Source organism: Halosegnis marinus (assembly GCF_029338355.1).
GTDB lineage: Archaea > Halobacteriota > Halobacteria > Halobacteriales > Haloarculaceae > Halosegnis > Halosegnis marinus.
The window spans coordinates 2,032,427-2,056,199 of the sequence record NZ_CP119802.1 but is presented as its reverse complement, the minus strand read 5'-3'; the positions used below and the strand labels follow the sequence as shown (position 1 = coordinate 2,056,199).

The window sequence follows — 23,773 nt, the reverse complement described above, 5'->3', positions numbered from 1 at the left end:
AATCGGTTCGGAGTCGGCCGTCGCGGCGCGTTTCGGTTGCGGCGAATATCCCGAACGGCTTATACTCGCGCCGTCGCATCCCCCGATATGGACTTCGACCTCCCGAGCGAACACCGGATGATACGGGACACCGTCCGCGACTTCTGCGAGGCGGAAATCGCGCCCATCGCGCAGGAGATAGAGGACGAGCATCGGTTCCCCGCGGAGGTCTTCGACGAACTCGCCGCGCTGGACCTGATGGGCGTGCCGGCCCCCGAGGCGTACGGCGGCGCGGGCGGCGACTACCTGATGTACGCGCTCGTCGCGGAGGAACTCGGCCGGGTCTCCGGCTCCGTGGGCCTCTCGTACGTCGCCCACACCTCCCTGTCGCTGATGCCCATCGTGATGTTCGGCACGGAGGCCCAGAAGGAGGAGTGGGCGACGCCGCTGGCCCGGGGCGACTACCTCGGCGCGTGGGCGCTCACGGAGCCCTCGTCGGGGTCGGACGCGAGCGACATGGACACGACGGCCGAGAAGGACGGCGACGAGTACGTCATCAACGGGACGAAGCAGTTCATCACGAACGCGAACGTCGCCGGGTCGATCCTCGTGAAGGCCGTGACGGACCCCGGCGCGGGCTACGGCGGCATCTCCACGTTCATCGTGGACCCCGAGGAGGACGACGGCTTCGAGGTCATCGAGGTGTGGGACAAGATGGGGCTGAACGCCTCGCCCACCTGCGAGATACAGTTCAACGACCTCCGCGTGCCGGAGGACCGCCTGCTCGGCGAGGAGGGCGAGGGCTGGGAGCAGACGAAGAAGACGCTCAACGGCGGGCGCATCTCCATCGCGGCGCTGTCGACGGGGCTGGCACAGGGCGCGTTCGAGGCCGCGCGCGACTACGCGACCGAGCGCGAGCAGTTCGGTTCGCCCATCTCGAAGTTCGACGCCGTCCGCGACATGGTCGTGGACATGGACCGGAAGATAGAGCGGGCGCGGCTGCTCACCCACAAGGCCGCGACGCAGTACGACGCGGGCGAGGACGTGACGCGCATCTCCTCGCTGGCGAAGCTCGACGCCTCGGAGATCTCCCGCGAGGTCGCGGAGGACGCCGTGCAGGTCCACGGCGGCTACGGCTACACGACCGACTTCGCGCCCCAGCGGTTCTACCGCGACGCGAAGCTGATGGAGATCGGCGAGGGAACCTCCGAGATACAGCACCTCGTCGTCGGGCGCGAACTCGGGCTGTAACGCCCGGTTTCGGGGGAATCGAACGGTTCCGAACCGTTCTCACGCGCCGGGATTCGGCGGCAGGGAACCATAGCTATGCCCGCCCTCGGCATCCGGTCGGGTATGTCCGAGACGTATCGGCTATCGCGGCGTGACGCACTGAAGTACGCGGGCGCGGGCCTCGCAGCGACGACGCTCGCGGGCACGGCGGCCGCCCACGGCGGCGGCGCGGAGGGACACCCCGAGAGCGTGGGCGACGGCTCCGCACACGCCTACGTCGAATACGAGGGTCCCGGGCGGGGCCGCCTGTCCGCCATCGGCGTCCACCTGACCGCGGACGCGCTGTCGAACCTCCCCGAGGAGCCGGAGGGATGGCCGTTCCCCGGCGTTCCGGCCGACGTGCCCTACACGGTCGAGTACGCGCTCGACCTCCCGCGCGGCAACACGGGTCACTTCTCGCACGCCACCCTCGACTGGAACCCCGGCGGCCACGAGCCGGAGGGCGTCTACACCCACCCGCACTTCGACGTACACTTCTACTTCCCGCGGGCCGCGGAGGTAGCGACCATCGCGCCGGGCGTCGCCACGTACACGATACCCGACGAGCAGCTGCCGGCGGACACCTACTACGCCGACGACCTGCCCGCCCCGTTCCCCTCCGCGCCCGTCCGGGGCGTCGTGCCGGCGATGGGTGAACACCTCGTGAGCGTCCCGGTCAGCCTCCCCACGCCGGGACGGACCGACTGGTCGGTGTTCATCTACGGCGCGTACGACTTCGACGGCGACGGCTCCGGCGACGTGATCTTCATGGAACCGATGGTGACGACGGCGTACCTCGACGGGCTGGCCGAGGGCGAGTACCGCACCCCCCTCCCCGTGCCCGAGCGGTTCACCGACGGCGGGCGATACCCCACCGAGTACGTCGTCCGGCGCACGGCCGGCGGCTACGACATCGCGCTGGAGTCGTTCGAACACTTCCCCGGCACGGACTGAGACGGGGACGGGTCAGCGACGGCTCGCGAGTACCCGCCGGAGGGCGGCGACGAGCACGCGGTCGGCGGCGTGGGCGACGGTGACGGCGGCGACGACGAACGCCGCCCCGAAGGCGAGCGCGTCGGCGGAGAACGCGCCGGGGTCGCCCGACTCGGCGACCCGTCGCACCACGAGCAGGGCGTTGTCGAGGCGCGCGAAGAACGTCTCCCGGGCGAACAGGGCGACGTACGTGCCCGCGACGAGCAGCAGGACGTACGCGCCGAACATCGGCCGGGCCGGGACGCGCGATTCGAGGTAGGCCTGCCGCGCGGCCTTCAGGGTGAACTCCGGCTCGCCGCGGGCCTGCCGGCGCACCTCGACGGCCACGACGGCGAGGCCGACGACGACGAGGAACGCCAGGAGAACAGTCTCCGCGGTGCCGGGGTCGACCCCGGCGACGGCGACGAGCGTCTCGCGGAGCGGGGCCGCGCCGCGGAGGACGACGACGACGAGCAGGGCGTAGAGCACGAGCGCGCGGACGGTCCCGTATCGGGGCGTCCACGCGGCGTGGCGGCGGCGGTCCATACTCGGGCGTCCGTGCCGGGGCGCATGAACCTCACGGCCGAGCGCGGGGACTTATGCCCGGCGCGGCCCGCCGCCCGGTATGGGAACCCCGCTCGACACCCGCGAGGCACAGGCGGTCGAGGTCGTCGACCGCCTCTACGAGGAGTACCCCGACCCGACCATCTCGCTCGACTTCTCGACGCGGCTGGAGCTGCTGATAGCGGTCGTCCTCTCCGCGCAGTGTACCGACGAGCGCGTCAACGAGGTGACGGCGGACCTGTTCGAGACGTACGAGTCCGCCGAGGACTACGCCGCGGCCTCGGAGGAACAGCTCGCGGAGGACATCTACGGCATCACCTTCCACAACAGCAAGGGCGGCTACCTGAAGGGTATCGGCGAGAAGCTGGTCGCGGAGCACGGCGGCGAGGTCCCCGACACGATGAGCGCGCTCACGGACCTGCCCGGCGTGGGCCGGAAGACGGCGAACGTCGTCCTCCAGCACGGCCACGACCTGACGGAGGGCATCGTCGTGGACACCCACGTCCAGCGGCTCACCCGACGGCTGGGGCTCACGGAGGAGGAGACGCCCGGGAAGATAGAGACGGACCTGATGGGAATCGTCCCCGAGCGCGACTGGAAGGAGTTCACCCACCTGATGATAGACCACGGGCGGGCCGTCTGCGACGCCCGGAACCCCGACTGCGGGGAGTGCGTACTCGCGGACATCTGTCCCTCGGAGAAGGGCGACTCGGACACCGACCTCGCGAGCGGCGAGGCGTGGTGAAAGACCGGCGGAACGTCCGCCCGCAGGTCCTCGGGGTGCCGCGGCGCGGCGACGAGCTACTGGTCGAGTACTACGACGAGGCCGACGAGCAGTTCTACCGGCCGCTCGGCGGCGGCATCGAGTTCGGCGAGCCGAGCGACGAGGCAGTCGTCCGGGAGTTCGCTGAGGAACTCGACGCGGTCGTCGCGGCCGGCGAGGTGCTCGGGACGATGGAGAACCGGTTCCGGTGGGCCGACGAGCCGTTCCATCAGCTGGTCGTCGTCCGCGCGGTGTCGTTCCGCGACGGGACCCGCTACGAGCGCGAGCGGTTCACGGTGACCGAGAGCGACGGGTCGCGGCGGCCGGCGACGTGGGAACGGCTCGACTCCTTCGGCGACGGGAAGCGACTGTTACCGGCCGGCATCGAACGCCTGCTCCGTGGGGAGGAGACGCACGTCCTCTCGCCGCCTAGATGTAGCGAATCGCGTAGCGGGTAAGCCCGGTGAGCCACGCGAGTATCCAGAAGAAGGTGTAGCCGAAGACGCCGACGCGGAGCCGCGAGCGCCAGTGGCTCATCCGCTCGCCGCCGATCTCGTCGAGCAGGACGTCCTCGTCGTAGGCGTTGTAGAGGTCGTGTTCGTACTTCGCGCGGAAGATGCGAACGATGCCCGTGAAGCCGAACAGCAGGAAGGCGTAGGCCGTCAGCCCGAGGAAGGCGTGGATGACGGCGTAGCCGCCGAACTGGGCGGAGTGTCCGGCCAGCCCGAACAGTCGGGGGAACATCCACAGCGCGAGCGGCACGGTCGTCAGCGCCAGCCCGGTGAGGATGTACTTGAGGTGCCACGTCAGGACGCCCCACGTCACGGGGTCGTTGTCGATCATTATCCACGCGCCGTAGAGGAAACACGGCAGACTGACCGTGACCGCGAGCGCGACCACGGCGGCGATAGTGCCGTCGGCGACCATCGCGTCGGCGTAGGGCCGGACCGCGTTTAGGGGTGCCGACTCCGGCGGCTCCCGATAACTGTTTACCGGGCGAACCCGAACTCCACGGCGATGGCAGACGCCAGCTCCGACCCCGCGGAACCGGAGGAGGGAACCGTCGAGTCGGCGGTTCGGCGGGTGGAGCCGGACGAGTCCGAGGAACTCTCGACCGAGGAGCTCCGTCGCCGCGTCGAGGACGAGTACGACTTCGAGGACTTCACCCCCGCGGACATGAAGCGGATGAGTCCCGAGGAGTGGGAGGCCGTCTTCGACCCGGACACGTGGATAACGGGGCCGGAGCTGCTCGACCGCGTGGAGGCGGACACGAAGCGGCGCGTCCTCGACCGCGACGTGTTCGCGCGCGTCGAGCGGATGGCGAACCCCGACCGCGTCGTCGCGTACTCCGACGAGGGGTACGCGGTGGTGTACGAGGACGGCTCCATCGAGGGCGAGGGGACGGTGCTGCGCGACCTGAAGCCGTCCGTCGCGCTGTGTTCGATGGACAGCTACGAGGCGCCCGACCTCCCCGACGAGGACCTGCTCCCCCGGCCGATGGAGGTCCCGCAGGGCTCCGGGGAGTTCGGGAACCTGATGATACAGCTCGTGGCGGGCGCGCTGTTCCTGTCGGGCGCCGTCCTCGGGGGGGCGGCCCTGTTCACGGCCGACCTCGGAGTCATCGCCGGCACCGCCGGCATCCTCTTCCTCGTCGCGGGCGGCGTGCTCTTCTTCACCGTCGCAAACGCGCGCCTCTCGGACCGCTTCCGCGCGGAGGAGTACCGCAACCGCCTGCGCGCGGTCGGGATGGAGGACGACGAACTGCCCGAGTGGCTCCCGGAGAGCGCCCGCGAGACGCCGGGGCTCGACCGGGGCGCGGCGGCCGACGCCCCCGACGGCGAGAACCGCGACTGAGGGCCGCTCGGCGCCCCGAGCCGCGACCCCCCGAATCGGTCGAAAACGGACGCGCGGGGCGGGGGGTTCGGAGAATTTATACGCGGACAGTCCCGAGGGTAGAACGTCTATGAACAGACGGGAGTTTCTGCGAACCGCGGGCGGCGCGACGGCCGTGGCCGGCGCCGTGAGCGCCTCCGGGTCCGCAGCAGCCCAGAGCGGCGGCCCCGAGGTCGCGCTGTTGGGTAGTCTGGTCTTCGACCCGGCGGAGGTGTACGTCTCGCCGGGGACCACCGTCACCTGGGTGTGGGAGTCGGACGGCCACAACATCGTCGTCGACTCCCAGCCCGAGGGCGCGAACTGGGAAGGGACCGAGGGCGGCGCGAGCCAGCTGTACGACACCGGCTACGAGTACAGCCACACCTTCGAGGAACTCGGCGAGTACGAGTACGTCTGTGCCCCCCACCGACAGGCCGGCATGGTCGGCACGGTCGTCGTGAACGAGAGCGGCGCCCCGCCGTCGGGAGGCGGCGGCGAGGTCGAGCCCGAGGAGATGGGCGTGCCGATTCAGGCGCACTTCGTCGGCATCGCCACCATCCTCGCCATCGCGGTGTCGCTCATGTTCACGTTCTTCCTGCTGAAGTACGGCGAGTCGCCACACGCCAGCGGAGGGAACTGATATGAGCTCCGGAAACAACACCTACGGCGACATCCACCGGTACGAGCCGGCGCGCGAATCGACGGCGGCGGCCATCGGCATCGTCCTGCTGACGGTGCTGGAGGTCGTGTTCATCGGCCTGTTCACCTACGGGCTGGTGGCCGGCTGGGGCTTCTCCGAGTTCGGGAACATGTTCCTCGGCGGGTTGCTCGCGATGATACTCATCGACCTCGCCTTCGTGATGCTGCTGTACCGCAAGGAGTTCCTCCCCGACGTGATGATCGTCAAGAAGCGCCGGCGGAAGTGGGAGGACCTCTACATCCGCGAGGAGGACATGGACGGTACCGACCTCGGCGGCGACGCGTGGGAGAACATCAAACGAGCGGTCTACCCCTACTACAAGAAATAATGCCAGCTGACGAAGACAAGTATCCGACAGAGTCGGGCCGCAGACGCTTCGTGAAGGGAGTCGTCGGCTCCGCGACGCTCGCGGGCGTCGGGACCGGCGGCTTCGCCGCCCTCGGCACCGCGACCTCGTCCACCGGTGCCGGCGGCGGTATCACGCAGTACATGGCCATCGAGAACACCGACGGCCCCGCGCCGCGCGGGATGCCCATCGTTCCGCTCACCATCGAGGACGGCGAGCTGACGGGCGTCTGGCCCGAGGTGCAGGAGATAACGGAGGGCGGCCGGACGGTGCAGGTCGCGGAGCAGGAACTCGGCGGCGTCACCTACTCGTCGCAGTGGTTCCAGTACTGCGGCGTCCAGACGTACCCGGGCGTCGAACCCGGCACCGACCAGAACAACACGTTCCGGGTCGCTTCGGGCGCGGGCAACACCTACGAGTGGATGTCCGACCTGGAGGCCGGCGAGCCGCTCACGGTCGATATGTTCGACGACTACGAGTCGTGGGGCAACGGTATCGGCCAGAGCGGCCTCGGCAAGCCCGCCGTCGGGACCTGGCGCTCGGAGGACGTCGAGCCGCAGTCCACGATGCCGGTTCAGGTGCTGCGCTCGACGCGCATCGAGGAACTGGCACAGGAGGACGAGTTCCTGGCGGCGGCGACCCAGGACGGCTTCATCGCGTGGCTGAACAAGTGTACGCACTTCTGCTGTGTGCCCGGCTTCAAGTCCATCGCGGGGTCGGCCAACTTCGGGGCCGAGAACCGGGTGTACTGTCAGTGTCACCAGTCGGTGTACGACCCGTTCAGTCCGGTCCAGACACAGTTCGTCGCGCTTCCGCGACCGGGGGAATAAGATGCTGGGGCACTACACTACCGACAAGGAGGGACAATGAGCCTGGAACGCAAGGACGACCACGACCACAAGGGGTGGATGCAGGAGCGTGACCTCACGCCCGTCGAAACCACCTACCTGACCGTGCTGATGTGGCTCGACAAGCGGCTGCGCGTCGTTGACTACCTCGAGATACTCGAGGACCTCTACTACAAGGTCAACATGCAGATGCCGAAGAGCCACACCGAACAGTACAACCTCGACAACAAGTTCTGGTACTGGTACCCCCTCTACGCGCTGGGGAGCTTCAGTACCATCGCGTACGTCGTCGCGGCGATCTCCGGCGCGTTGCTCGGCTTCTACTACAGCCCGGCGACCACCGGCGACCCGACGACCGCGTACAACTCCATCACGTTCATCATGACGGAGCTCCGGTTCGGCTTCTTCCTCCGGAGCCTCCACCGCTGGTCCGCCCAAGTGATGGTCGCGGCCGTGTTCCTCCACATGCTGCGCGTCTACTTCACCGGCGCGTACAAGGAACCGCGCGAACTCAACTGGATCATCGGCATCGTCCTCATCTCGCTGACGATGGTGTTCGGCTACACGGGCTACCTGCTCCCGTGGGACCAGCTCGCCTTCTGGGCCGGCCAGATCGGCGTCGAGATGAGCCTCTCGGTCCCGGTGGCGGGAGAGTGGGTGGCACAGCTACTGTTCGGCGGCTTCTCGCTGAGCCAGTCCACGCTGCAGCGGATGTACATCCTGCACGTGTTCTTCCTGCCGTTCATCACGACCGCCATCATCGCCATCCACATCGGCATCGTCTGGATGCAGGGCATCGCGGAACCGCACTGATACAATGAGTCAAGAAGACAACCCCAACGAGGGCAAGGAGATAGCGGCCGACGGCACCGGTATCGTCGCGCCGGACGACGAGACCCCGACGTGGAGCGAGCGCAAGCAGCGCACCGAGGGGCTCCCCCGGCTGACGTACGAGTACTTCGAGCGGGCCCGCCGCGAGGACCAGGACCTGCGCATCGAGTCGGACTACGTGGAGCGCGACGTGCTCGCGTTCCCCGCGTGGCCCCACGAGATGGTGCGGAACCTCGCGCTGACGAGCTTCTTCGTCGGCATGATGGTGTTCCTCGCCGCGGCGCTGCCGCCGCACATCGGCGCGCCGGCGAACCCGTCCAGCACGCCCGCCATCATCCTGCCCGACTGGTACCTCTACTGGTCGTTCGGCCTGCTCAAGCTCGGCCCGCTCAACCCCGAGCTGGCGCTGCTCGGCGGCCAGCAGCTGATGGCCGACCGGACGTACGGCGTCGTCGCGAACCTCGTCGTCGTCGGCTTCATCGCCATCGTGCCGTTCCTGAACAAGGGGTCGGCCCGGCGCCCGGTCGAGCAGCCGTTCTGGGCGGCCGTCGGCGTCGGCGGCGTCGTCTACGCCGTCACCATCTCGGCGCTGTCGGTGAAGAACCTGCTCCCGATGGACTCGAACCTGCTGCTGGACCTGACGTTCCTGCTGCCCTTCGTGGCCGGGTTCATCAGCTACGCGGTGTTCAAGTCCATGCGCGAGGGGTACATGTTCGAGCTGAACCGCCGGTACTACCGGCTGCGGCCGCCGAAGTAACACGGAAGTCCCTGCGGTCCCTTTCTCCGCTCGATGACCGACGACGAGCCGACGGCGAGCGCCGACGCCGAGACGGGGGGTCGCGACGTAGAGGTGCCGATGGACGTGTACAAGGCCGTAACGGTGTTCTCGACGCTGTTCGCCGTGTTGTGTGTCGTCGTCGGGTTCGTCGTCCTCGACGCCGCCACCCAGCGGGCAACGGCCGCGCCGGAGGACGTGAACGTCGTGTTGGCCGTCGTCGGCCTCGGCGCCATCGCGCTCGGGGCGGGCGTCTACGCCTTCTCGACGCGCTTCCGTGCCCGGGAAATGGGAAACTCTAAAGACGACGCTACCTAACCTTCGATAATGGCTGACGAATTCGCCAAGGGCTTCACGATCCTCGTCGGGTCCGGGCTCGCGTGGATGACCCTCGCCGGCTGGTACAACACGCCGTCGTTCGAGGGCACACAGCTCACCGCGCCCGACCCGGAGACGGGGCTGACGGTGTACGACACCCTCGCGCTCGTGCTGAAGGAGGGGTTCTTCTGGTTCGCCATCCTCGGCTTCCTCACGTTCGTCTTCGTCATCCCGGCGCTCCGCAAGGCGCGCGACGCGTACGCGGGCACGCCGGAGATCCCGGAGTAAGCCGCCGCGTATCCGACCGTTTTTCCCCCTCCCGAGCCACGCCGCCGTATGGACACTCCGCCGGTCGGCGTCGTCGGCGACGCCCCGACCGAACCCGTCCGCGAGGCGGGCGGCGACCCCGTCGCGGGCGCCGTCGCCGACGTGCTCGCCGCCGGGCCCGAGGCCGTCGTCGCCGGCGGCGAGTCGGCGCTGCTCGCCGTGGCGGCCGCGGCCCCGGACGTCCCGGTGCTCCCCGTGGACGCGGGGCCGGGCGTCCGTTCCGTGGCGCGCTCGGACGCGCCCGGAGCGATAGCCGCGCTCGTCGCGGGCGAGTACGACACGGCGTCGCTCCCGCTGCTCGTGGCGCGCTCGCCGCTCGGGGAGACGCGCGCGCTGTGTGACCTGATGCTCGTCACCGGCGAGCCGGCGCGCATCTCCGAGTACACCGTCCGCTCGGGGACGGAGACGGTCGCCTCGTTCCGCGCGGACGGCGTCGTCGTCGCGACCCCGGCCGGCTCGCACGGGTACGCCCGCCGGGCGGACGGCCCGGTGCTCGCCCCCGAACTCGGCGCCGTGGTCGTCGTCCCCGTCGCGCCGTTCGCGACGAGCGAGGACAGCTGGGTGCTGCCGACCGAGGGACTCCGGCTCGACGTCGAGCGCGACGAGACGCCCGTCGAGCTGCTCGCCGACGACCGAACCGCGGGCTCCGTCGTCCCCGGCGAGTCGGTCCGCGTCGCGACTGAGGGGTCGCTCGACGTGGCCGTCGTCGACGGGAGCGGCGGCCGGTTCGCGTAGCCGTCGGGGATTTGGAAAGGTCTTAATGCGCCGGGTACGGACGCTCGGACATGGTCTATTCGCTGTTCGGTCCCATCGACGCGGTGCTCGCGCAGCCGGTCCTGGAGGCGCCGCTCATCGCGTACGTCCTGTTGGGGCTGCTGGTGCTCAACATGGTCGGCCGCGCGGTCGAACACTCGCGACACAAGAGCGAGGCCGAGTCGGGCGACTGGACGCAGCTCTCGCGCCACCCGCTCCGCGTCGCCACGAGCTTCCTGCTCGTCGTCGGTTCCTTCTACTACCTCACCGTCGCCCCCCACGGCGGCATGGTATTCTCCGTGCTCGTGCTGGGCGTCTTCCTCACCGACCTCTTCGAGTTCGAGTCCCGGCAGGTCGAGGTGCGCAACGACCGGACGCTCGATACCCCGAAGGGCGCCATCGCCGCCTCCGTCCTCGCGCTGCTGTACATCCTCTACCAGACGCTCTTCTTCGTCATCGCCCCGGTCTGGAACGCCGTCATCTGACGGCGCCGCGTCGCCTCGTTTCTCCGCTCCGTCGCCGGTCGCGCACGTCGAGGAGGAGTACCGCCCCGTCTCAGTCGTCGCCGAACGCCCAGTCGCCGGTGACTTTCATCCCCTCGGCGAGGTCCTGCTCCTCGAGTTCCGCGGCGATGTCGTCGGTGTCGCGGTGGGCGATATCCCGGCCGGTCACGTCCACCACGAGTTCGGTCAGGACGACCGCCTGCTCGCGCAGGTCGCGCTTCTCCAGCTTGTCGAGCGTGTCGGCGCGCGTGTGGCCCCAGCCGCGCCCCTCGTCGCCCGTCTCCGAGTAGACGTGGTAGCCGGGAACGCCGTACTCGACGAAGGGCCAGTGGTCCGAGTGGGGGCCGTGGTGGGGGTTCGCCGTGAACGGGTGGTCAGTCGCGTCGGACACCGCCTCGACGGCCTCGCGGAGCTCGGGGAAGCCGTGGGTGTACGCCCCGAGGTCGCGCCCGCGGACGACGCCGTCGAAGTTGACGACCGCCTTCACGTCGTCGGGGTCGCGGTCGTCGGCGAGGTAGCCGGAGCCGTCGAGGCCGACCTCCTCGGCCCCGAAGCAGACGAACTCGACGCGCGTTTCCAGTTCGTCCTCGCGGGCGGCGAGCGTGCGCGCGAGCTCGACGACCATCGCGGTGCCGGCGCCGTTGTCCATCGCGCCGACGGCGATGTCGTGAGCGTCGACGTGGCTCGTCACGAGGACGGCCTCGTCGGTGTCCGGGCCGAGTTCCGCGTGGACGTTCTGGCTCGTCGCGTCGGCGCTCGCGGCCTCGATATCGACGGTCACGTCGAGCCGCTGGCCCTCGTGGCGGCGGCCGAGTTCGGAGCCGACCTCCTTCGAGACGCCGACTGCGGGGATATCGCCCATCGGCCGGGCGTCGGTACCGACGCTCCCGGTCGGCGCGAGACACCCCTCGACGTGGTTCTTGAACACGAAGGCCTCGGCCCCGCCCTCGACGGCGTAGTAGTACTTCTCGCGCCGGTGGATGAATCGCTCGTACCACGAGGGGACGTTCGTCGCGCACATCACGACCTTCCCCTCGATGTCCGTCTCCTCGAAGTCCTCGGGCAGGCCGTAGCCGAGGTCGACGAGTTCGCCGGCGACCTCCTCGCCGGGCGAGCGCGGGAGCGCGATGCAGTCGTACCCCTCGCCGTCGATCCGTATCTCGGAGGAGCCGCGCGTCCACCCCTGCACGTCGAACGTCTCGACGCGGGCGTCGCGGGCGTGCTCGGCGAGGGCGTCGCGGGTCGCGTGGGCCGCCCGCAGTTCGCCCTCGGAGCCCGCCATGCGGTTGCCGATATCGACGAGCGTTTCGAGGTGGTCCCAGCCCGTGTCCGAGACGAAGGTGTCGCCGATCCAGCCGGTGTCGTGCATACTCGGTGGCGGGACCGGGTCGGGTTAGTGGTTTCCCTCCGTGCGAGCCGGTGGCGAACGGCCGGGCTTAAGTCGGGACCGTCCCGAGCGCGAGTATGGAGACGAGCGACCTGCCCTACGACTTCGACCTGCTTCGCGAACTGACGGAGACGAGCGGCGTCCCCGGCTACGAGGACCGCGTCCGCGACGTCGTGCGCCGGGAGTTCGAGAACGAGGTGGACCGCGTCGAGTCCGACGGCATGGGAAACGTCGTGGGCACCATCGAGGGGAGCGGCGACCGCAGCGTCGTCGTCGCGGCCCACATGGACGAGATCGGGTTCATGGTGCGCCACGTCACCGACGACGGCTACCTCCGGCTCGACGCGCTCGGCGGCTGGGACGCCCGCGTCCTGAAGGCCCAGCGCGTCACCGTCCACACCGAGAACGGCGACATCGACGGCCTCATCGGCAGTCCGCCGCCCCACACGATGGACGAGAAGGACCTCGAAGGGAAAGACGAGGTCGCGGACGTCCACGTCGACCTCGGGCTGGACGGCGACGAGGTCGAGGAGCGGGTCGCCGTCGGCGACCTCGTGACGACGCGCCAGACGACCGAACTGCTCGGCGAGCACGTCACCGGGAAGGCGCTCGACAACCGCGTCTCGGTGTTCGCGCTCGTGGAGGCGGCACGGCGCATCGACGACCCGGAGGCGACGGTCCACCTCGCCGCGACGGTGCAGGAGGAGGTCGGCCTGCGCGGCGCGAAGGCGCTCGGCGTCGATATCGACGCGGACCTCGCTATCGGGCTGGACACGACCGTCGCGAACGACGTGCCCGGCTTCGAGGAGGCGGACCACGTCACGGCGCTCGGCGACGGCGCGGGCATCAAGCTGAAGGACTCCTCGGCCATCGCGAACCCGAAGGTCCACCGCCACTTCCGCGCGCTCGCCGAGGAGCACGACATCGACTACCAGATGGAGGTGCTGCCCGCGGGCGGCACCGACACCGCTGGACTGCAGTTCGCCGGCGGCGCGACGCCCGCGGGCGCCATCTCGTTCCCGACGCGGTATCTCCACACCGTGACGGAGAGCGTCCACGCCGAGGACGTGGCCGCGGCCATCGACCTGCTCGTCGCCGCGCTGGAGGCCGAGACGGACGGCGCGGACTACACGCTGTAGGCGAGGCGAAGCGGAAGCTTCAGGGGTGACTGTTTCGTACGCGCGTACATGGACACGGACGACTCCGCGGTCAGCCGGCGCGGCTTCATCCGCGCGGCGGCCGGCGCGGGCGCGGCGAGCGCCGCCGTGGGCGGCGCGGCCGCACAGGAGGGCAACGAGACGGGCGGCAACGGTACCGACAGCGGCGGCGGCGGACTGCCGGGCGCGGGCCAGACGGAGACGGTCGCGCTGCTCAGCAGTCTGGTGTTCGACCCCGAGAACCTCACCGTCCTCCAGGGCACCACCGTGAACTTCGTCTGGGAGTCGGACGGCCACAACATCGTCGTCGACTCCCAGCCCGACGGCGCGGGCTGGGAGGGGACCGAGGGCGGCGCGAGCCAGCTGTACGACACCGGCTACGAGTACAGCCACACCTTCGACACGCTCGGCACCTACGAGTACGCGTGTGCGCCCCACCGGCAGGCCGGCATGGTCGGCACCATCGAGGTCGTCGAGGAGATATCCACGCCGGAGCCGGCACAGGGGCCGCCGCCGATTCCGGACAGCGCGAAGACGCTCGGCATCGCCGCGACCATCGGTCTCGGCTCGACGCTGGGGCTCGCGTACTTCCTGATGCGCTTCGGCGGCGACTACGAGCAGTAAGTTCTCTCTCCTTTCGGCCGCTCACGCTCTCGACGAACGGGCGGCGACGGCGCTCAGACGGCGTCCGGTGTCGTCCGGATGTGGATATCGACGTGGCGGGCTCGGCCCTCGAGGTCCCGAACGGCGCGCCGGACGACCCGCTCCGCCTCCGTCTGTATCTTCGGTTTCGCCTTGTCGATGACCCAGTCCCACGACACGAGGGACGGGAGACTGATGGCGTCCGAGTTGGCGGAGTCGGGCGCGAACTCCGCGCGGAACACCACCCGGGTCGCGTGTTCCTCGCTCTCCGGCGGGTCGGCGTCCTCGACGCGCCAGTAGCCCGCGGCGTCGAGGTCCTTCGTCAGTTCCCACCGGATGCGCTCGTCGTCGATTACCTCGGTCACGCGCGAGCGGGCTGTGTAGGAGAGCTTCCACCACGAGAAGGTGAGGCCGTACTCCGTCCCCTCGCCGCCGGGGCCGAACGCCTCGACGCGGTCGAGGTGCTCGGAGTAGCGGGCGTACCCGGGGAAGTCGAGCAGGAACTCGAACACCTCCTCGCGCGGGGCGTACACGACCGTGCTCAGTTCGACTGCGTCCACGGCCCCACCTCGGGCGACCGGGGCCTAAGCGTTCCGCCGAACCGCACGGTTGACGGCGGCGCGCGCGAACCCACCGGTATGGATACGGACGTACTCGTCGTGGGTGCCGGCGTCGCCGGCCTCACCGCCGCGACGTACACCGCCCGCGCCGGACTCGACACGACCGTCGTGAGCGAGGGCGAACCCATCGTCGCCCGCAACGCCAACCTGGAGAACGTTCCCGGCTTCCCGCTCGGGGTGAACGCGCGCACCTTCCTCGACCTCTGTCGGGAGGGCGCGACGGAGTCGGGCGCGGCCCTCGCCGAGGGGCGGGTGACGCGCGTCGAACCCACCGAGGAGGGCTTTCTCGTCCGGACGGCCGACGGCACCGACCGCACCGCGCGGTTCGTCGTCGCCGCGTCGTGGTCGGACTCGTCGTACCTCGACGAGGTCGAGGCCGTCGGCCTGACGAGGCGCGGGTCGAAGACCTACGTCGATACGGACGACTTCGGCCGCGCCGGCCCGGACGGGCTGTACGCCGCGGGGCGTCTCGCGGAGAAGCCCCACCAGGTCGCCGTCTGTGCCGGCCACGGCGCGGAGGTCGCCCTGACCGTCATCGAGGACAGCGACACCCCCTACTACCACGACTGGGTCGCGCCGGAGGGGTACTTCACGGAGCGCGGCCGGGAGGTGCCGCCGGGCTGTGAGGAGATCGACGACGAGGAACGGCGGGAACGCGAGGCCCGAGCCACCGAGCGGATGCGCGAGGCGTTCGCCGAGCCGCAGTCCGAAGCACCGACGATGCACCCCTCCGTCGTCGCCGCGCGCGAGGAGGAGGGCGGGGAGTAGTCGAGCGAACGCCGAACGTTGATTAGCGCCGCCGCCCCACCCCGCGTATGAGCCTCCTCGCGGACACGAACGTCGTCCTCGGCGTCTCGGGGTCCATCGCGGCCGTGAAGACGGTCGAACTCGCCCACGAACTCCGCCGGCAGGGCGCGAGCGTCCGGGCGGTGATGACCGACAGCGCGACGGGCATCGTCCACCCGTGGGCCGTGGAGTTCGCGACCGAACACGACGTCGTCACGGAGATAACGGGCGCCGTCGAGCACGTCGAACTGTTCGGCGCGGACGGGTGGGCCGACGTCTTCCTGCTCGCGCCGGCGACCGCGAACACGGTCGGGAAGACAGCCGGCGCGATAGACGACACGCCCGTCACCACCTGCGCGACGACGGCGCTCGGACAGGGGATACCGCTCGTCGTCGCGCCCGCGATGCACGAGCCGATGTACGACCACCCGGGCGTGCTGGAGGCGCTCGACACCCTCGAATCGTGGGGCGTCTCGTTCGTCGACCCGCGCGTCGAGGAGGGGAAGGCGAAGATAGCCTCGGAGGAAGCCATCGTGACCGAGACGGCGCGCGCGGCCGGCCCGGGGTCCCTCGCCGGGGAGCACGTCGTCGTCACGAGCGGCGCGACGAGCGAGCGGGTCGACCCCGTCCGCGTGCTCACGAACCGTTCCTCGGGGCGGACGGGGCGGGCGGTGGCGCGCGCCTGTTACGCCCGCGGCGCGGACGTGACCCTCGTCCACGACGGGCCGGACGTGCCCTACGCGGACGTGGTCGCCGTCGAGTCCGCGGCGGAGATGACGGAGGCGGCCGTCGCGGCGGCCGGGGACGCGGACGCGCTCGTGAGCGCGGCGGCCATCTCCGACTACACCGTCGAGGCGAGCGACGAGAAGATACGCTCGGGCGGCGACGTGACGCTCGAACTGACCCCGACGCCGAAGCTGCTCGACACCGTCCGGGAGGCGTACCCGGACCTGACGATGGTGGGGTTCAAGCTCGAAACCGAGGGCGACGACGACGCGCTCGCGGCGAGGGCCCGCGAGCAGCTGGAGCGGGTCGGCCTCGCCTTCGTCGTGGCGAACGGCGCGGACGCGCTGGCCGGCGAGGGAACGCGCGCGCTCCTCGTACGCGCCGACTCGGCGGCCACGTACAGCGGGTCGAAGGGCGGGCTCGGGCTCCGTATCGCCGACGAACTGGCCCGAACGACCTAAGCGACGGGGGAGCGTCGCGGGGGTATGCACCGCCGTCGCCCGTGGTGGCTCGCCGGCCCGCTGCTCGCCGCGCTGTCCGTCGGGGGGTACGCGCTCGCGACGGTCGCGTACGGCGGCGGCCGGACGATGCCGGGGCCGGTCGAACCCGCCGTGGTCGGGGTCGCGGCGCTCGCGCTCGTGGCCGGCGGGGTCGTCACGCGCCGGGACATCGAACCGGAGGCCGCACGGTACGCGGCGCTGTGGGGCGTCGCCGGGGGGTCGCTGTTGGCGGCGACGAGCGCCGTCCTCATCTCCGGGGACGCGGTGCTCGACCCACAGGCGGCGGCCCAGGGGGTCGCCGTCGCCGCGGCGCTGGGGGCGGTCGGCGGTCTCTATCTCGGTCGGGCGCGCGGCCGGAGCGTCGGGGCGACCCGCACCGTCGCGGCCCAGCGGGACGCCTTCCTCTTCATGAACCGGATGCTCCGCCACCACGTCCTCAACGGGCTGAACGTCATCGACGGGGCGGCGGGGATGCTCGCCGACGGCACGGGAACGCGGGCGGAACACGTGGACAGCATCCGGTCGCGCAGCGACGCCATCGCGCGGCTGGTCGCGGACGCCCGGGTCGTGAGCGACACGCTCGCGGGCGAGCGCGTCTCCGTCCCGACGGACGTGGTGCCGCTGGTCGAACAGGAGGTGGGGGCGCTCGAAGCACGGTACCCCCACGCGACCGTGTCGCTCGACACGCCGGCGTCGGCGACGGCGGCGGGCGGGGAGTTCCTCGCGGTCGTGTTCGAGCACCTGCTGTCGAACGCGGTGGTCCACAACGACGGCGACGCGCCGCGCGTGTGGGTGACGGTCCGCGACCGGGGCCGCGGAATCGACGTGGTCGTCCGCGACGACGGCCCCGGTATCGACGCCGACGCGCCGTTCGACCCCTCCCGCGACCCGGACGGCGGGTTCGGGCTGTATCTGGTGAACACGCTCGTCACCGCCGCGGGCGGCGACGTGCGCGTCGAGAACGACGGGGGCGCGTGCGTGACGGTCGAACTGCGGGCGGGCTAGTCCTCCGTCGGGTCGTCGACGCCCTCGCCCTCGCCGCCCGGCCAGTGCGCGCCGAGCGCGAAGTCGACGCCCATTCGCTGGGCACTCCGGCTGATCATGTGCGCGCCGGTCGGCGCGGTGACGAACAGGAAGACGATGCCCGCGAACGCGACCAGCCCCGCGCCGCTCGGCCCGAAGTGGACCGTCGCGGCGAGCAGGATGGAGGAGGCGCCGATGGTGGTCGCCTTCGAGGTCGCGTGCATCCGGTTGTACACGTCGGGCAGGCGGAGCAGGCCGACGGTGCCGATGAACAGGAAGAACGCGCCGATAGCGACGAGCGCGACGGTGACGTAGGTGGCGAGTGCGGTCATTCGATGATGTCCCCCTCCGTGACGTACCGCGCCACGGCGATGGTGCTGATGAAGCCGATGATGCAGAGCACGAGCGCCACGTCGATGAACAGGCCGCGGTCCGTCCCCAACGCGTACAGCGCGGCGACGGCGACGACGTTCGTGCCGATGGTGTCGAGGCCGACGACGCGGTCGGGGGTCGTCGGGCCGACGACGACGCGGTAGCCCGCGAGCAGGGTGACGAGCGCGGCGACGACCAGCCCCCCGGTCACGGCCGCGTCCAGCAGGGCGCTACTCGCCATCGTCACCCCCCTCGCGAACGGCGGCGATGTCGCGGCCGGCGCGGGCCGGCCGGGCCGGGTCCGACGGCGAGGCGTCCTCGTCGAAGATACGGATAGCGTAGTCCTCCCACGTGCGGATGGGCGCGACGACGCTGTCGGTGTCCGCGACGATGGCGTGGACGTACAGCGTGTTCGTCGCCTCGTCGTGGTCCATCGTCAGCGTGCCGGGCGTGAGCGTGATGGAGTTGGCGATGGTCGTCACCGCGGCGTCGGACTCGACGCGCAGCGGCACGGCCACCACGTCCGGGTCGATGGGCATCGACGGCGACAGCACGCGGTAGGCCACGTCGACGTTCGCCGTCGCCAGTTCGCGCAGGAAGACGGCGACGTAGCGGACGGCGTACGGGGCCGCCGCGATGCCGCCGCCGACGGCGAACTCGTCGGCGTAGAAGCGCCGCAGGCCGTACGCGAGCGGGAGGCCGACGGCGAGGCCGATGACCGCCTCGCCGACCACGTCGGCGCGCGTCACGCCGCGCACGAACAGCCACAGCACCGCGAGCGCGACGCCGACGGCGGGCCACTTCCGGGTCACGTTCCCACCTCCAGGACGGCGTCCACGTAGCCGCTCCGGTTCACGGCCGCCTCCGCCGCGGCCTCCGCGGCCCGGAAGACGGGGTCGAAGGCGAGGCCGGCGACGACGAGCGCCACCGCCAGCACGCAGACGACGCCAACGAGCAGGGGCTTCCGCTCGTAGGCGACCGGCTCGCCCCAGAAGGCGCGGTTCCACGCCCGCGAGAAGTAGGCGATGGTGAGTATCGCGCCGACCAGCGCCACGGCGAGCGCGCCGGTCGCGCCCGCCCGGACGCCCACGTCGAAGACGAGGAACTTCCCGAAGAAGCCCGACAGCGGCGGGATACCGACGAGCGCGAGCGCGCCGAGGAAGAACGCCCCGGCGAACACGGGGTCGCGCTCGGAGATGCCGCCGAGGTCGGCGAAGCGGGTCGCGCCCGTCGCCCGGCGGGTCGCCCCCGCCGCGAGGAACAGCAGGCCCTTCGCCAGTCCGTGGTTGAGCGAGTAGACGAGCGCGGCGGCGATGCCGAGCACCATCACCTCGCCGCCGAACGGGGCCGTCGCGGCCACCGCCAGCGGGAGGACGATGAAGCCCACCTGGCCGATGGAGGAGTACGCGAGCAGGCCGTCCACGTCCGGCTGATTGACGGCGCCGATGCCCCCGAGCAGGATGCTCCCGACGGCCATCGCGAACATGACGGGGCCGAAGAAGGCGAGGAAGGAGTCGCCCGCGACGAACGGGAGCGAGACGGGGAGGGTCGCGGCCGCGAACACCGTGAAGTAGAGGCGCACGACCGCGTAGATGCCGACCTTCTTCACGACGCCCGCGAGGACCGCGGTGACCGGGGCGGGCGCGGCGCGGTACGCCGCCGGCACCCAGAACTGGAACGGGACGATGCCGGCCTTCAGCGCGAAGACCGCGAACAGCACGGCCGAGAGGCCGAGGACGGGCGCGGGGTCCGCGGCGCCCGACCCGAGGCGCGCGGCGATGTCGGCCATGTTCAGCGTCCCGGTGACGGCGTAGATGCCGCCGATGGCGAGCAGCATCACGGCGCTGCCGACGAGGTTCAACACCGCGTAGTGGAGCGCCGCGCGGGTGTGCTCCGGCCCGGAGTAGAAGACGACGAGCACGTAACTCGACATGAGCATCACCTCGAACCAGACGAAGAGGTTGAACAGGTCGCCCGTGAGGAACGCACCGGTTACGCCCGCGAGCATGAAGTGGAACAGCGAGTGGTACGAGAGCGTCTGGTTCGCGGGGTCGAGGTAGCCGACGGAGAAGACGACGGCCGCGAGGCCGACCACGGCCGCGATGACGAGCATGAACGCCGACAGCGAGTCCGCGACGAGCACGATACCGACCGGGGCGTCCCAGTCCGCCAGCGCGTAGACGAGGTGGCCCTCGCGGGCGACGGCGCGGAAGACGGCCGCGACGGCGACGGCGTAGGCGACACCGCCGAGAACGCTGAGGCCGCGCTGGACGCGCGGCGCGGCGCGGAGGAGCAGGGTGGCGATGGCCGTGACGAGCGCGACGAGCAGCGGCGCGACGACGACGTGTTCGGGCGCCATCAGGCGTCACCCCCCTCGCCGAGGTCGGCGAGGTCGATGGTGCCGTGCTCCTCGTACACCCGGTAGGTGAGCACGAGCGCGAACGCCGTGGTCCCGAAGCCGATGACGATAGCCGTCAGGACGAGCGCCTGCACGAGCGGGTCCTGCACCGTCGAGGGGTCCGCGCCGTAGCCGCCGAGGACGGGGACGCTCCCGGCGAACCCGCCCATCGTGACGAGGTAGGTGTTCGTCGCCTGCGACATGATGGTGACCCCCCAGACGACCCGCACGAGGTCGCGCCGGAGGACGAGGAACGTCCCGAACGCGAACAGCAGACCGAGCACGGCGGCCATGAGGTACGTCGCGGTCATTCGCGTCCCACCACCGAGAGGATCGAGAGGAGACCCCCCACGACCACGAGGTACACCCCGAGGTCGAAGACGAACGCGCTGGCGACTTCGAGGGTACCGACGCCGGTCCCCTCGGCCGTGAGCGCGCCCACGGGTCCGAGGTCGCTCAGGTACAACACGGCCTGCGTGAGGAACGGGTAGCCGAGCGCCATCGCGGCGAGGCCGCCCAGCACGGCGACCGAAAGCCCCGCGGCGAACAGCGTCGCGTAGGTGCCGGTCAGCCCCGAGAGGACGCCGCTGTCCTCGCTGCCCGCCCCGAGCAGGGTCCGCAGCGACTCGCGGCCGTAGATGACGTAGACGAGCGCGAAGCCGGTACACGTCAGGACGCCGGCGATGAAGCCGCCGCCGGGGAGGTTGTGTCCCTGGAACAGCAGCGCGATCGCGACCACGAAGATGAACGGGGTGACGACCCGCGTCACCGTCTTGGCGATGACGGTCGTCTCGCGTTCCGTCGTCACGCCGTCTCACCTCCCTCCTCGGGGCCGTCGCCCCCGGCGTCCTCGCCGCGCCCGCGCATCCCGACGAGGGTGAGCACGGACAGCGCCGCCATCGCGACGACGGCTATCTCGCCGAGCGTGTCGAACGCCCGGAAGTCGACGAGGATGACGTTCACGATGTTGTTCCCCCCGCCCTGTTCGAGTATCCACAGGCCGTGTTCCTCGGGGACGGGTGCGAGCGTCGCGATGTCGCGCCAGATGGGGTCGGGCGCGGTCGCGCCCGTCGACAGCAGGACGGTGAAGAAGACCGTCACGCCGACGGTGCCCGACAGCAGAACGTCGGCGGCCACCTCCCGGCGCTTCAGGTCCCCGTACCACGACGGCAGTTTGTCGAGCACGAGCAGGAAGATGACGAGCACCAGCGTCTCGATGACCAGCTGGGTCAGCGCGAGGTCCGGCGCGTCCGAGAGCACGAAGAAGATGGCGACCATGAAGCCCAGAATCGAGAGCGTGAGCACGCCCGCGATGTGGGAGGGCGCGCGGATGACCGCCACCGCGCCGAGCACGGCCGTGACGAGGACGACGGCGAGCGGCGCGGAGACCGCGATGCCGGTGAAGGCCGGCAGCGACGCGGACGCCGCGACGTAGCCGCCGAGCGCGAGCGCGCACACCGCCGCGAGGACGGTGTAGGCGTAGCGGCGGAACACGCCGTTGTGGACGACGCGGGCCGTCGCCGCGGAGAGGCCGTTCGCGCCCGACAGCGCCGTGTCGTAGTACCAGTTCGGGCTGGTGACCGGGAGCGCGCGGGCGCGGCGCACGGCCCGGTGGAAGCGGTCGTAGAACGGGTACGCGGCCGCGCCGAGCGCGATGGTGAGCAGGCTCATGAGGAAGTACGGGGACAGTTCCGTGGGGACGTAGTAGGTGAAGCCCGCCGGCGCGTGGAGCGCGCTGGAGGCCGTCACCGCGGCGACGAACTCGCCCACGACCGGCACACCCACGTCGAAGGTTCCGGCGATGCCGCCGAGGCCGATGTACGTGGCGATGCCCGCGAGCAGCAGCGGCGGGGCGAGCATGGCGAGCGGCGGCCGGTGGGCGTGGAGCTCGTCGGGCTTCTCGCCGAAGAACAGCATCAGGAAGCGTATCGAGTAGAGGAACGTGAACACGGAGCCGAACACCGCGATAGCGGGGTAGAGCCAGAACAGGCCGCCCTGCGTGTGAGCTATCTCGTAGGTCGCCTCGAACAGCAGTTCCTTCGAATAGAAGCCGTTGAACGGCGGGACGCCGGCCATCCCGAGCGCCGCGACGGCGGTGATGCCGGCGGTGATGGGGAGTTCCTTCCTGAGGCCCGATATCTCGGGCATGTAGCGCGTCCCGGCCTCGTGGGCGACGATGCCGGCGACCATGAACAGCGTCGCCTTGAACACCGCGTGGTTGAGGATGTGGAACGCGCCGGTCTCCGCGCCGTACTCGGTCGCGAGGCCGTAGCCCGCGACGATGAGTCCCAAGTGAGAAGCCGTCGAGTAGGCGAGCAGTTCCTTGATGTCGGTCGCCCCGACGGCGAGTATCGCGGTGACGGTCATCGAGACGAGGCCGAGCGTGGCGACGATGAGCATCCAGTCGGGGACGGCGGCCTCGGGGAGGAACAGGGGTCGCGTGCGCCCGACGAGGTAGACGCCGGCTTTGACCATCGTCGCGGAGTGGAGGAACGCCGACACCGGGGTCGGGGCCTCCATCGCGTTCGGGAGCCAGATGTGGAACGGTATCTGCGCGGACTTCGTCGCCGCGCCGACGGCGACGAGCGCGATGACCGGGACGAGGAGGCCGCGCGATTCGAGCGCCGCGCGCACCGCCTCGGCGTTCGCTATCAGCGAGTCGGGCGTCCCGACGAGGGTGAACGTCCGCGCGAGTTCGGCCGACTGCCCGGAGACGAACGCGAGTATCAGGAAGCCGACGAGCATGAACAGCCCGCCGGAGACGGTGATGAGCATCGACTTGCGGGCCGCGTACCGGCCGGAGTCGGTGCGCTGGTAGTGGCCGATGAGCAGGAACGACGTGACGGACGTGAGTTCCCAGAAGACGAACAGCGCGACGAGGTCGGCGGCGAGCGCGACGCCGAGCATCGACCCCATGAACGCGAGCAGCGTGGCGTAGTACTTCGCCTGCCCCGGTTCCCCGTGCATGTAGCCGCCGGAGTAGGTGAAGACGAGCACACCCACGCCGGACGCGAGGAAGCCGATCAGCAGCGAGAGACCGTCCAGATACAGCGTGAAGGAGACCCCGAGCGCCGGTATCCACTCGAAGGTGACGCCGGACGCGGCGGGGTCGGCCGCGAGCGCGACCCCGTACTCCCCGGCGAGCAGGGCGAACGACACGGCCGCGACGGCCGCCGCGTAGTAGGCCGTCCGCTCGCCGAGCGCACGGTGGACGAGCGGCGTCGCGGCCGCGCCGAGGAAGGGGAGCGCGAGGGCTGCGAGCAGCACGACGGGACTCGGTTGCACACCCGAGACGCGGGTGCGCCGACCTTTAATCGTTCTCTCTGCGGTCGCGCACGGAAG

General features: G+C 70.5%; 30 protein-coding genes. 19 read left to right on the top strand and 11 right to left on the bottom strand.

Annotated elements, in window-relative coordinates:
• The first annotated feature begins 87 nt into the window (after positions 1-87).
• Together P2T37_RS11435 and P2T37_RS11430 are read left to right on the top strand one after the other, a co-directional pair.
• Positions 88-1,230 (top strand): acyl-CoA dehydrogenase family protein, encoded by a 1,143-nt coding sequence (locus P2T37_RS11435; RefSeq protein WP_276234070.1) that lies wholly within the window; start codon positions 88-90, stop codon positions 1,228-1,230.
• Positions 1,231-1,332: 102 nt separating this feature from the next.
• Positions 1,333-2,202, top strand: a complete 870-nt coding sequence (locus tag P2T37_RS11430) for a hypothetical protein (protein ID WP_276234069.1) — start codon at positions 1,333-1,335, stop codon at positions 2,200-2,202.
• A gap of 12 nt (positions 2,203-2,214) precedes the next feature.
• Here the strand turns inward: P2T37_RS11430 and P2T37_RS11425 are convergent, their stop codons facing one another.
• Positions 2,215-2,766: a hypothetical protein gene (locus tag P2T37_RS11425; RefSeq protein WP_276234068.1), complete on the bottom strand. Its 552-nt coding sequence runs from the start codon at positions 2,764-2,766 to the stop codon at positions 2,215-2,217.
• A 79-nt stretch (positions 2,767-2,845) separates the two neighbouring features.
• Here P2T37_RS11425 and nth point away from each other — a divergent pair, with 79 nt between their 5' ends.
• Complete coding sequence (nth, locus tag P2T37_RS11420) at positions 2,846-3,529, top strand: endonuclease III (protein ID WP_276234067.1); 684 nt, start codon at positions 2,846-2,848, stop codon at positions 3,527-3,529.
• Complete coding sequence (locus P2T37_RS11415) at positions 3,523-4,005, top strand: NUDIX hydrolase (protein ID WP_276234066.1); 483 nt, start codon at positions 3,523-3,525, stop codon at positions 4,003-4,005. The genes nth and P2T37_RS11415 overlap by 7 nt, the downstream gene beginning before the upstream one ends.
• Here the strand turns inward: P2T37_RS11415 and P2T37_RS11410 are convergent.
• On the bottom strand, positions 3,977-4,474 hold the full coding sequence (locus tag P2T37_RS11410) for a DUF7321 family protein (RefSeq protein WP_276234065.1): 498 nt from the start codon (positions 4,472-4,474) through the stop codon (positions 3,977-3,979). The genes P2T37_RS11415 and P2T37_RS11410 overlap by 29 nt on opposite strands.
• Positions 4,475-4,564: 90 nt before the next feature.
• Here P2T37_RS11410 and P2T37_RS11405 point away from each other — a divergent pair, with 90 nt between their 5' ends.
• From P2T37_RS11405 to P2T37_RS11360, 10 genes are all read left to right on the top strand, one after another.
• Entirely contained in the window at positions 4,565-5,401 is an 837-nt protein-coding gene (locus P2T37_RS11405; RefSeq protein WP_276234064.1) for a DUF7319 domain-containing protein, read from the top strand.
• A gap of 109 nt (positions 5,402-5,510) precedes the next feature.
• Positions 5,511-6,059: a plastocyanin/azurin family copper-binding protein gene (locus P2T37_RS11400; RefSeq protein WP_276234063.1), complete on the top strand. Its 549-nt coding sequence runs from the start codon at positions 5,511-5,513 to the stop codon at positions 6,057-6,059.
• A gap of 1 nt (position 6,060) precedes the next feature.
• Positions 6,061-6,447: a DUF7318 family protein gene (locus tag P2T37_RS11395; RefSeq protein WP_276234062.1), complete on the top strand. Its 387-nt coding sequence runs from the start codon at positions 6,061-6,063 to the stop codon at positions 6,445-6,447.
• Positions 6,447-7,295: a Rieske (2Fe-2S) protein gene (locus P2T37_RS11390; protein ID WP_276234061.1), complete on the top strand. Its 849-nt coding sequence runs from the start codon at positions 6,447-6,449 to the stop codon at positions 7,293-7,295. The genes P2T37_RS11395 and P2T37_RS11390 overlap by 1 nt, the downstream gene beginning before the upstream one ends.
• A gap of 36 nt (positions 7,296-7,331) precedes the next feature.
• Complete coding sequence (locus P2T37_RS11385) at positions 7,332-8,126, top strand: cytochrome b (protein ID WP_276234060.1); 795 nt, start codon at positions 7,332-7,334, stop codon at positions 8,124-8,126.
• Positions 8,127-8,130: 4 nt separating this feature from the next.
• Positions 8,131-8,901, top strand: a complete 771-nt coding sequence (locus P2T37_RS11380) for a cytochrome b family protein (RefSeq protein WP_276234059.1) — start codon at positions 8,131-8,133, stop codon at positions 8,899-8,901.
• Between the two features lie 33 nt (positions 8,902-8,934).
• On the top strand, positions 8,935-9,237 hold the full coding sequence (locus P2T37_RS11375; protein ID WP_276234058.1) for a DUF7315 family membrane protein: 303 nt from the start codon (positions 8,935-8,937) through the stop codon (positions 9,235-9,237).
• 9 nt (positions 9,238-9,246) lie between these two features.
• Entirely contained in the window at positions 9,247-9,525 is a 279-nt protein-coding gene (locus tag P2T37_RS11370; RefSeq protein WP_276234057.1) for a DUF7314 family protein, read from the top strand.
• A 48-nt stretch (positions 9,526-9,573) separates the two neighbouring features.
• Positions 9,574-10,299, top strand: a complete 726-nt coding sequence (locus tag P2T37_RS11365) for an NAD(+)/NADH kinase (RefSeq protein WP_276234056.1) — start codon at positions 9,574-9,576, stop codon at positions 10,297-10,299.
• Positions 10,300-10,349: 50 nt separating this feature from the next.
• The gene (locus P2T37_RS11360; protein ID WP_276234055.1) at positions 10,350-10,802 is read left to right on the top strand and encodes a DUF7313 family protein; all 453 of its coding nucleotides are present in this window, start codon (positions 10,350-10,352) and stop codon (positions 10,800-10,802) included.
• Between the two features lie 70 nt (positions 10,803-10,872).
• Here the strand turns inward: P2T37_RS11360 and P2T37_RS11355 are convergent, their stop codons facing one another.
• Positions 10,873-12,189, bottom strand: a complete 1,317-nt coding sequence (locus P2T37_RS11355) for a M28 family metallopeptidase (protein WP_276234054.1) — start codon at positions 12,187-12,189, stop codon at positions 10,873-10,875.
• A gap of 110 nt (positions 12,190-12,299) precedes the next feature.
• Between P2T37_RS11355 and P2T37_RS11350 the strand changes: the two genes are divergently transcribed.
• Both P2T37_RS11350 and P2T37_RS11345 read left to right on the top strand, forming a co-directional pair.
• A complete protein-coding gene (locus P2T37_RS11350; RefSeq protein WP_382211853.1) occupies positions 12,300-13,346 on the top strand; it encodes a M42 family metallopeptidase in 1,047 nt (348 codons plus the stop codon).
• Positions 13,347-13,394: 48 nt separating this feature from the next.
• Positions 13,395-13,988 (top strand): cupredoxin domain-containing protein, encoded by a 594-nt coding sequence (locus P2T37_RS11345; RefSeq protein ID WP_276234051.1) that lies wholly within the window; start codon positions 13,395-13,397, stop codon positions 13,986-13,988.
• Positions 13,989-14,041: 53 nt separating this feature from the next.
• On the opposite strand, the gene P2T37_RS11340 is transcribed toward P2T37_RS11345, so the two are convergent.
• Complete coding sequence (locus P2T37_RS11340) at positions 14,042-14,566, bottom strand: SRPBCC family protein (RefSeq protein ID WP_276234050.1); 525 nt, start codon at positions 14,564-14,566, stop codon at positions 14,042-14,044.
• Positions 14,567-14,644: 78 nt separating this feature from the next.
• Here P2T37_RS11340 and P2T37_RS11335 point away from each other — a divergent pair, with 78 nt between their 5' ends.
• The 3 genes from P2T37_RS11335 to P2T37_RS11325 are packed head-to-tail and all read left to right on the top strand — an operon-like array spanning position 14,645 to position 17,643.
• Entirely contained in the window at positions 14,645-15,394 is a 750-nt protein-coding gene (locus tag P2T37_RS11335) for an NAD(P)/FAD-dependent oxidoreductase (RefSeq protein WP_276234049.1), read from the top strand.
• Positions 15,395-15,441: 47 nt separating this feature from the next.
• Complete coding sequence (gene coaBC / locus P2T37_RS11330; protein WP_276234047.1) at positions 15,442-16,599, top strand: bifunctional phosphopantothenoylcysteine decarboxylase/phosphopantothenate--cysteine ligase CoaBC; 1,158 nt, start codon at positions 15,442-15,444, stop codon at positions 16,597-16,599.
• Between the two features lie 24 nt (positions 16,600-16,623).
• The gene (locus P2T37_RS11325; RefSeq protein WP_276234046.1) at positions 16,624-17,643 is read left to right on the top strand and encodes a sensor histidine kinase; all 1,020 of its coding nucleotides are present in this window, start codon (positions 16,624-16,626) and stop codon (positions 17,641-17,643) included.
• Here the strand turns inward: P2T37_RS11325 and mnhG are convergent.
• From mnhG to mbhE, 7 genes are read right to left on the bottom strand one after another with little or no spacing between them, the layout of a single operon-like run.
• Positions 17,640-17,993, bottom strand: a complete 354-nt coding sequence (gene mnhG, locus P2T37_RS11320) for a monovalent cation/H(+) antiporter subunit G (protein WP_276234045.1) — start codon at positions 17,991-17,993, stop codon at positions 17,640-17,642. The two genes, P2T37_RS11325 and mnhG, sit on opposite strands and share 4 nt — an antisense overlap.
• Positions 17,990-18,274, bottom strand: coding sequence for a monovalent cation/H+ antiporter complex subunit F (locus tag P2T37_RS11315; protein WP_276234043.1), 285 nt, complete (start codon positions 18,272-18,274; stop codon positions 17,990-17,992). The genes mnhG and P2T37_RS11315 overlap by 4 nt, the downstream gene beginning before the upstream one ends.
• Positions 18,264-18,845, bottom strand: a complete 582-nt coding sequence (locus P2T37_RS11310; RefSeq protein ID WP_276234042.1) for a Na+/H+ antiporter subunit E — start codon at positions 18,843-18,845, stop codon at positions 18,264-18,266. Before P2T37_RS11310 ends, P2T37_RS11315 begins: the two co-directional genes overlap by 11 nt.
• Positions 18,842-20,392 (bottom strand): complex I subunit 5 family protein, encoded by a 1,551-nt coding sequence (locus P2T37_RS11305; protein ID WP_276234041.1) that lies wholly within the window; start codon positions 20,390-20,392, stop codon positions 18,842-18,844. Before P2T37_RS11305 ends, P2T37_RS11310 begins: the two co-directional genes overlap by 4 nt.
• On the bottom strand, positions 20,392-20,742 hold the full coding sequence (locus P2T37_RS11300) for a sodium:proton antiporter (protein WP_276234040.1): 351 nt from the start codon (positions 20,740-20,742) through the stop codon (positions 20,392-20,394). Before P2T37_RS11300 ends, P2T37_RS11305 begins: the two co-directional genes overlap by 1 nt.
• On the bottom strand, positions 20,739-21,239 hold the full coding sequence (locus tag P2T37_RS11295) for an MnhB domain-containing protein (protein ID WP_276234039.1): 501 nt from the start codon (positions 21,237-21,239) through the stop codon (positions 20,739-20,741). Before P2T37_RS11295 ends, P2T37_RS11300 begins: the two co-directional genes overlap by 4 nt.
• Positions 21,236-23,716 (bottom strand): hydrogen gas-evolving membrane-bound hydrogenase subunit E, encoded by a 2,481-nt coding sequence (mbhE, locus tag P2T37_RS11290; RefSeq protein WP_276234038.1) that lies wholly within the window; start codon positions 23,714-23,716, stop codon positions 21,236-21,238. Before mbhE ends, P2T37_RS11295 begins: the two co-directional genes overlap by 4 nt.
• Positions 23,717-23,773 lie beyond the last annotated feature (57 nt).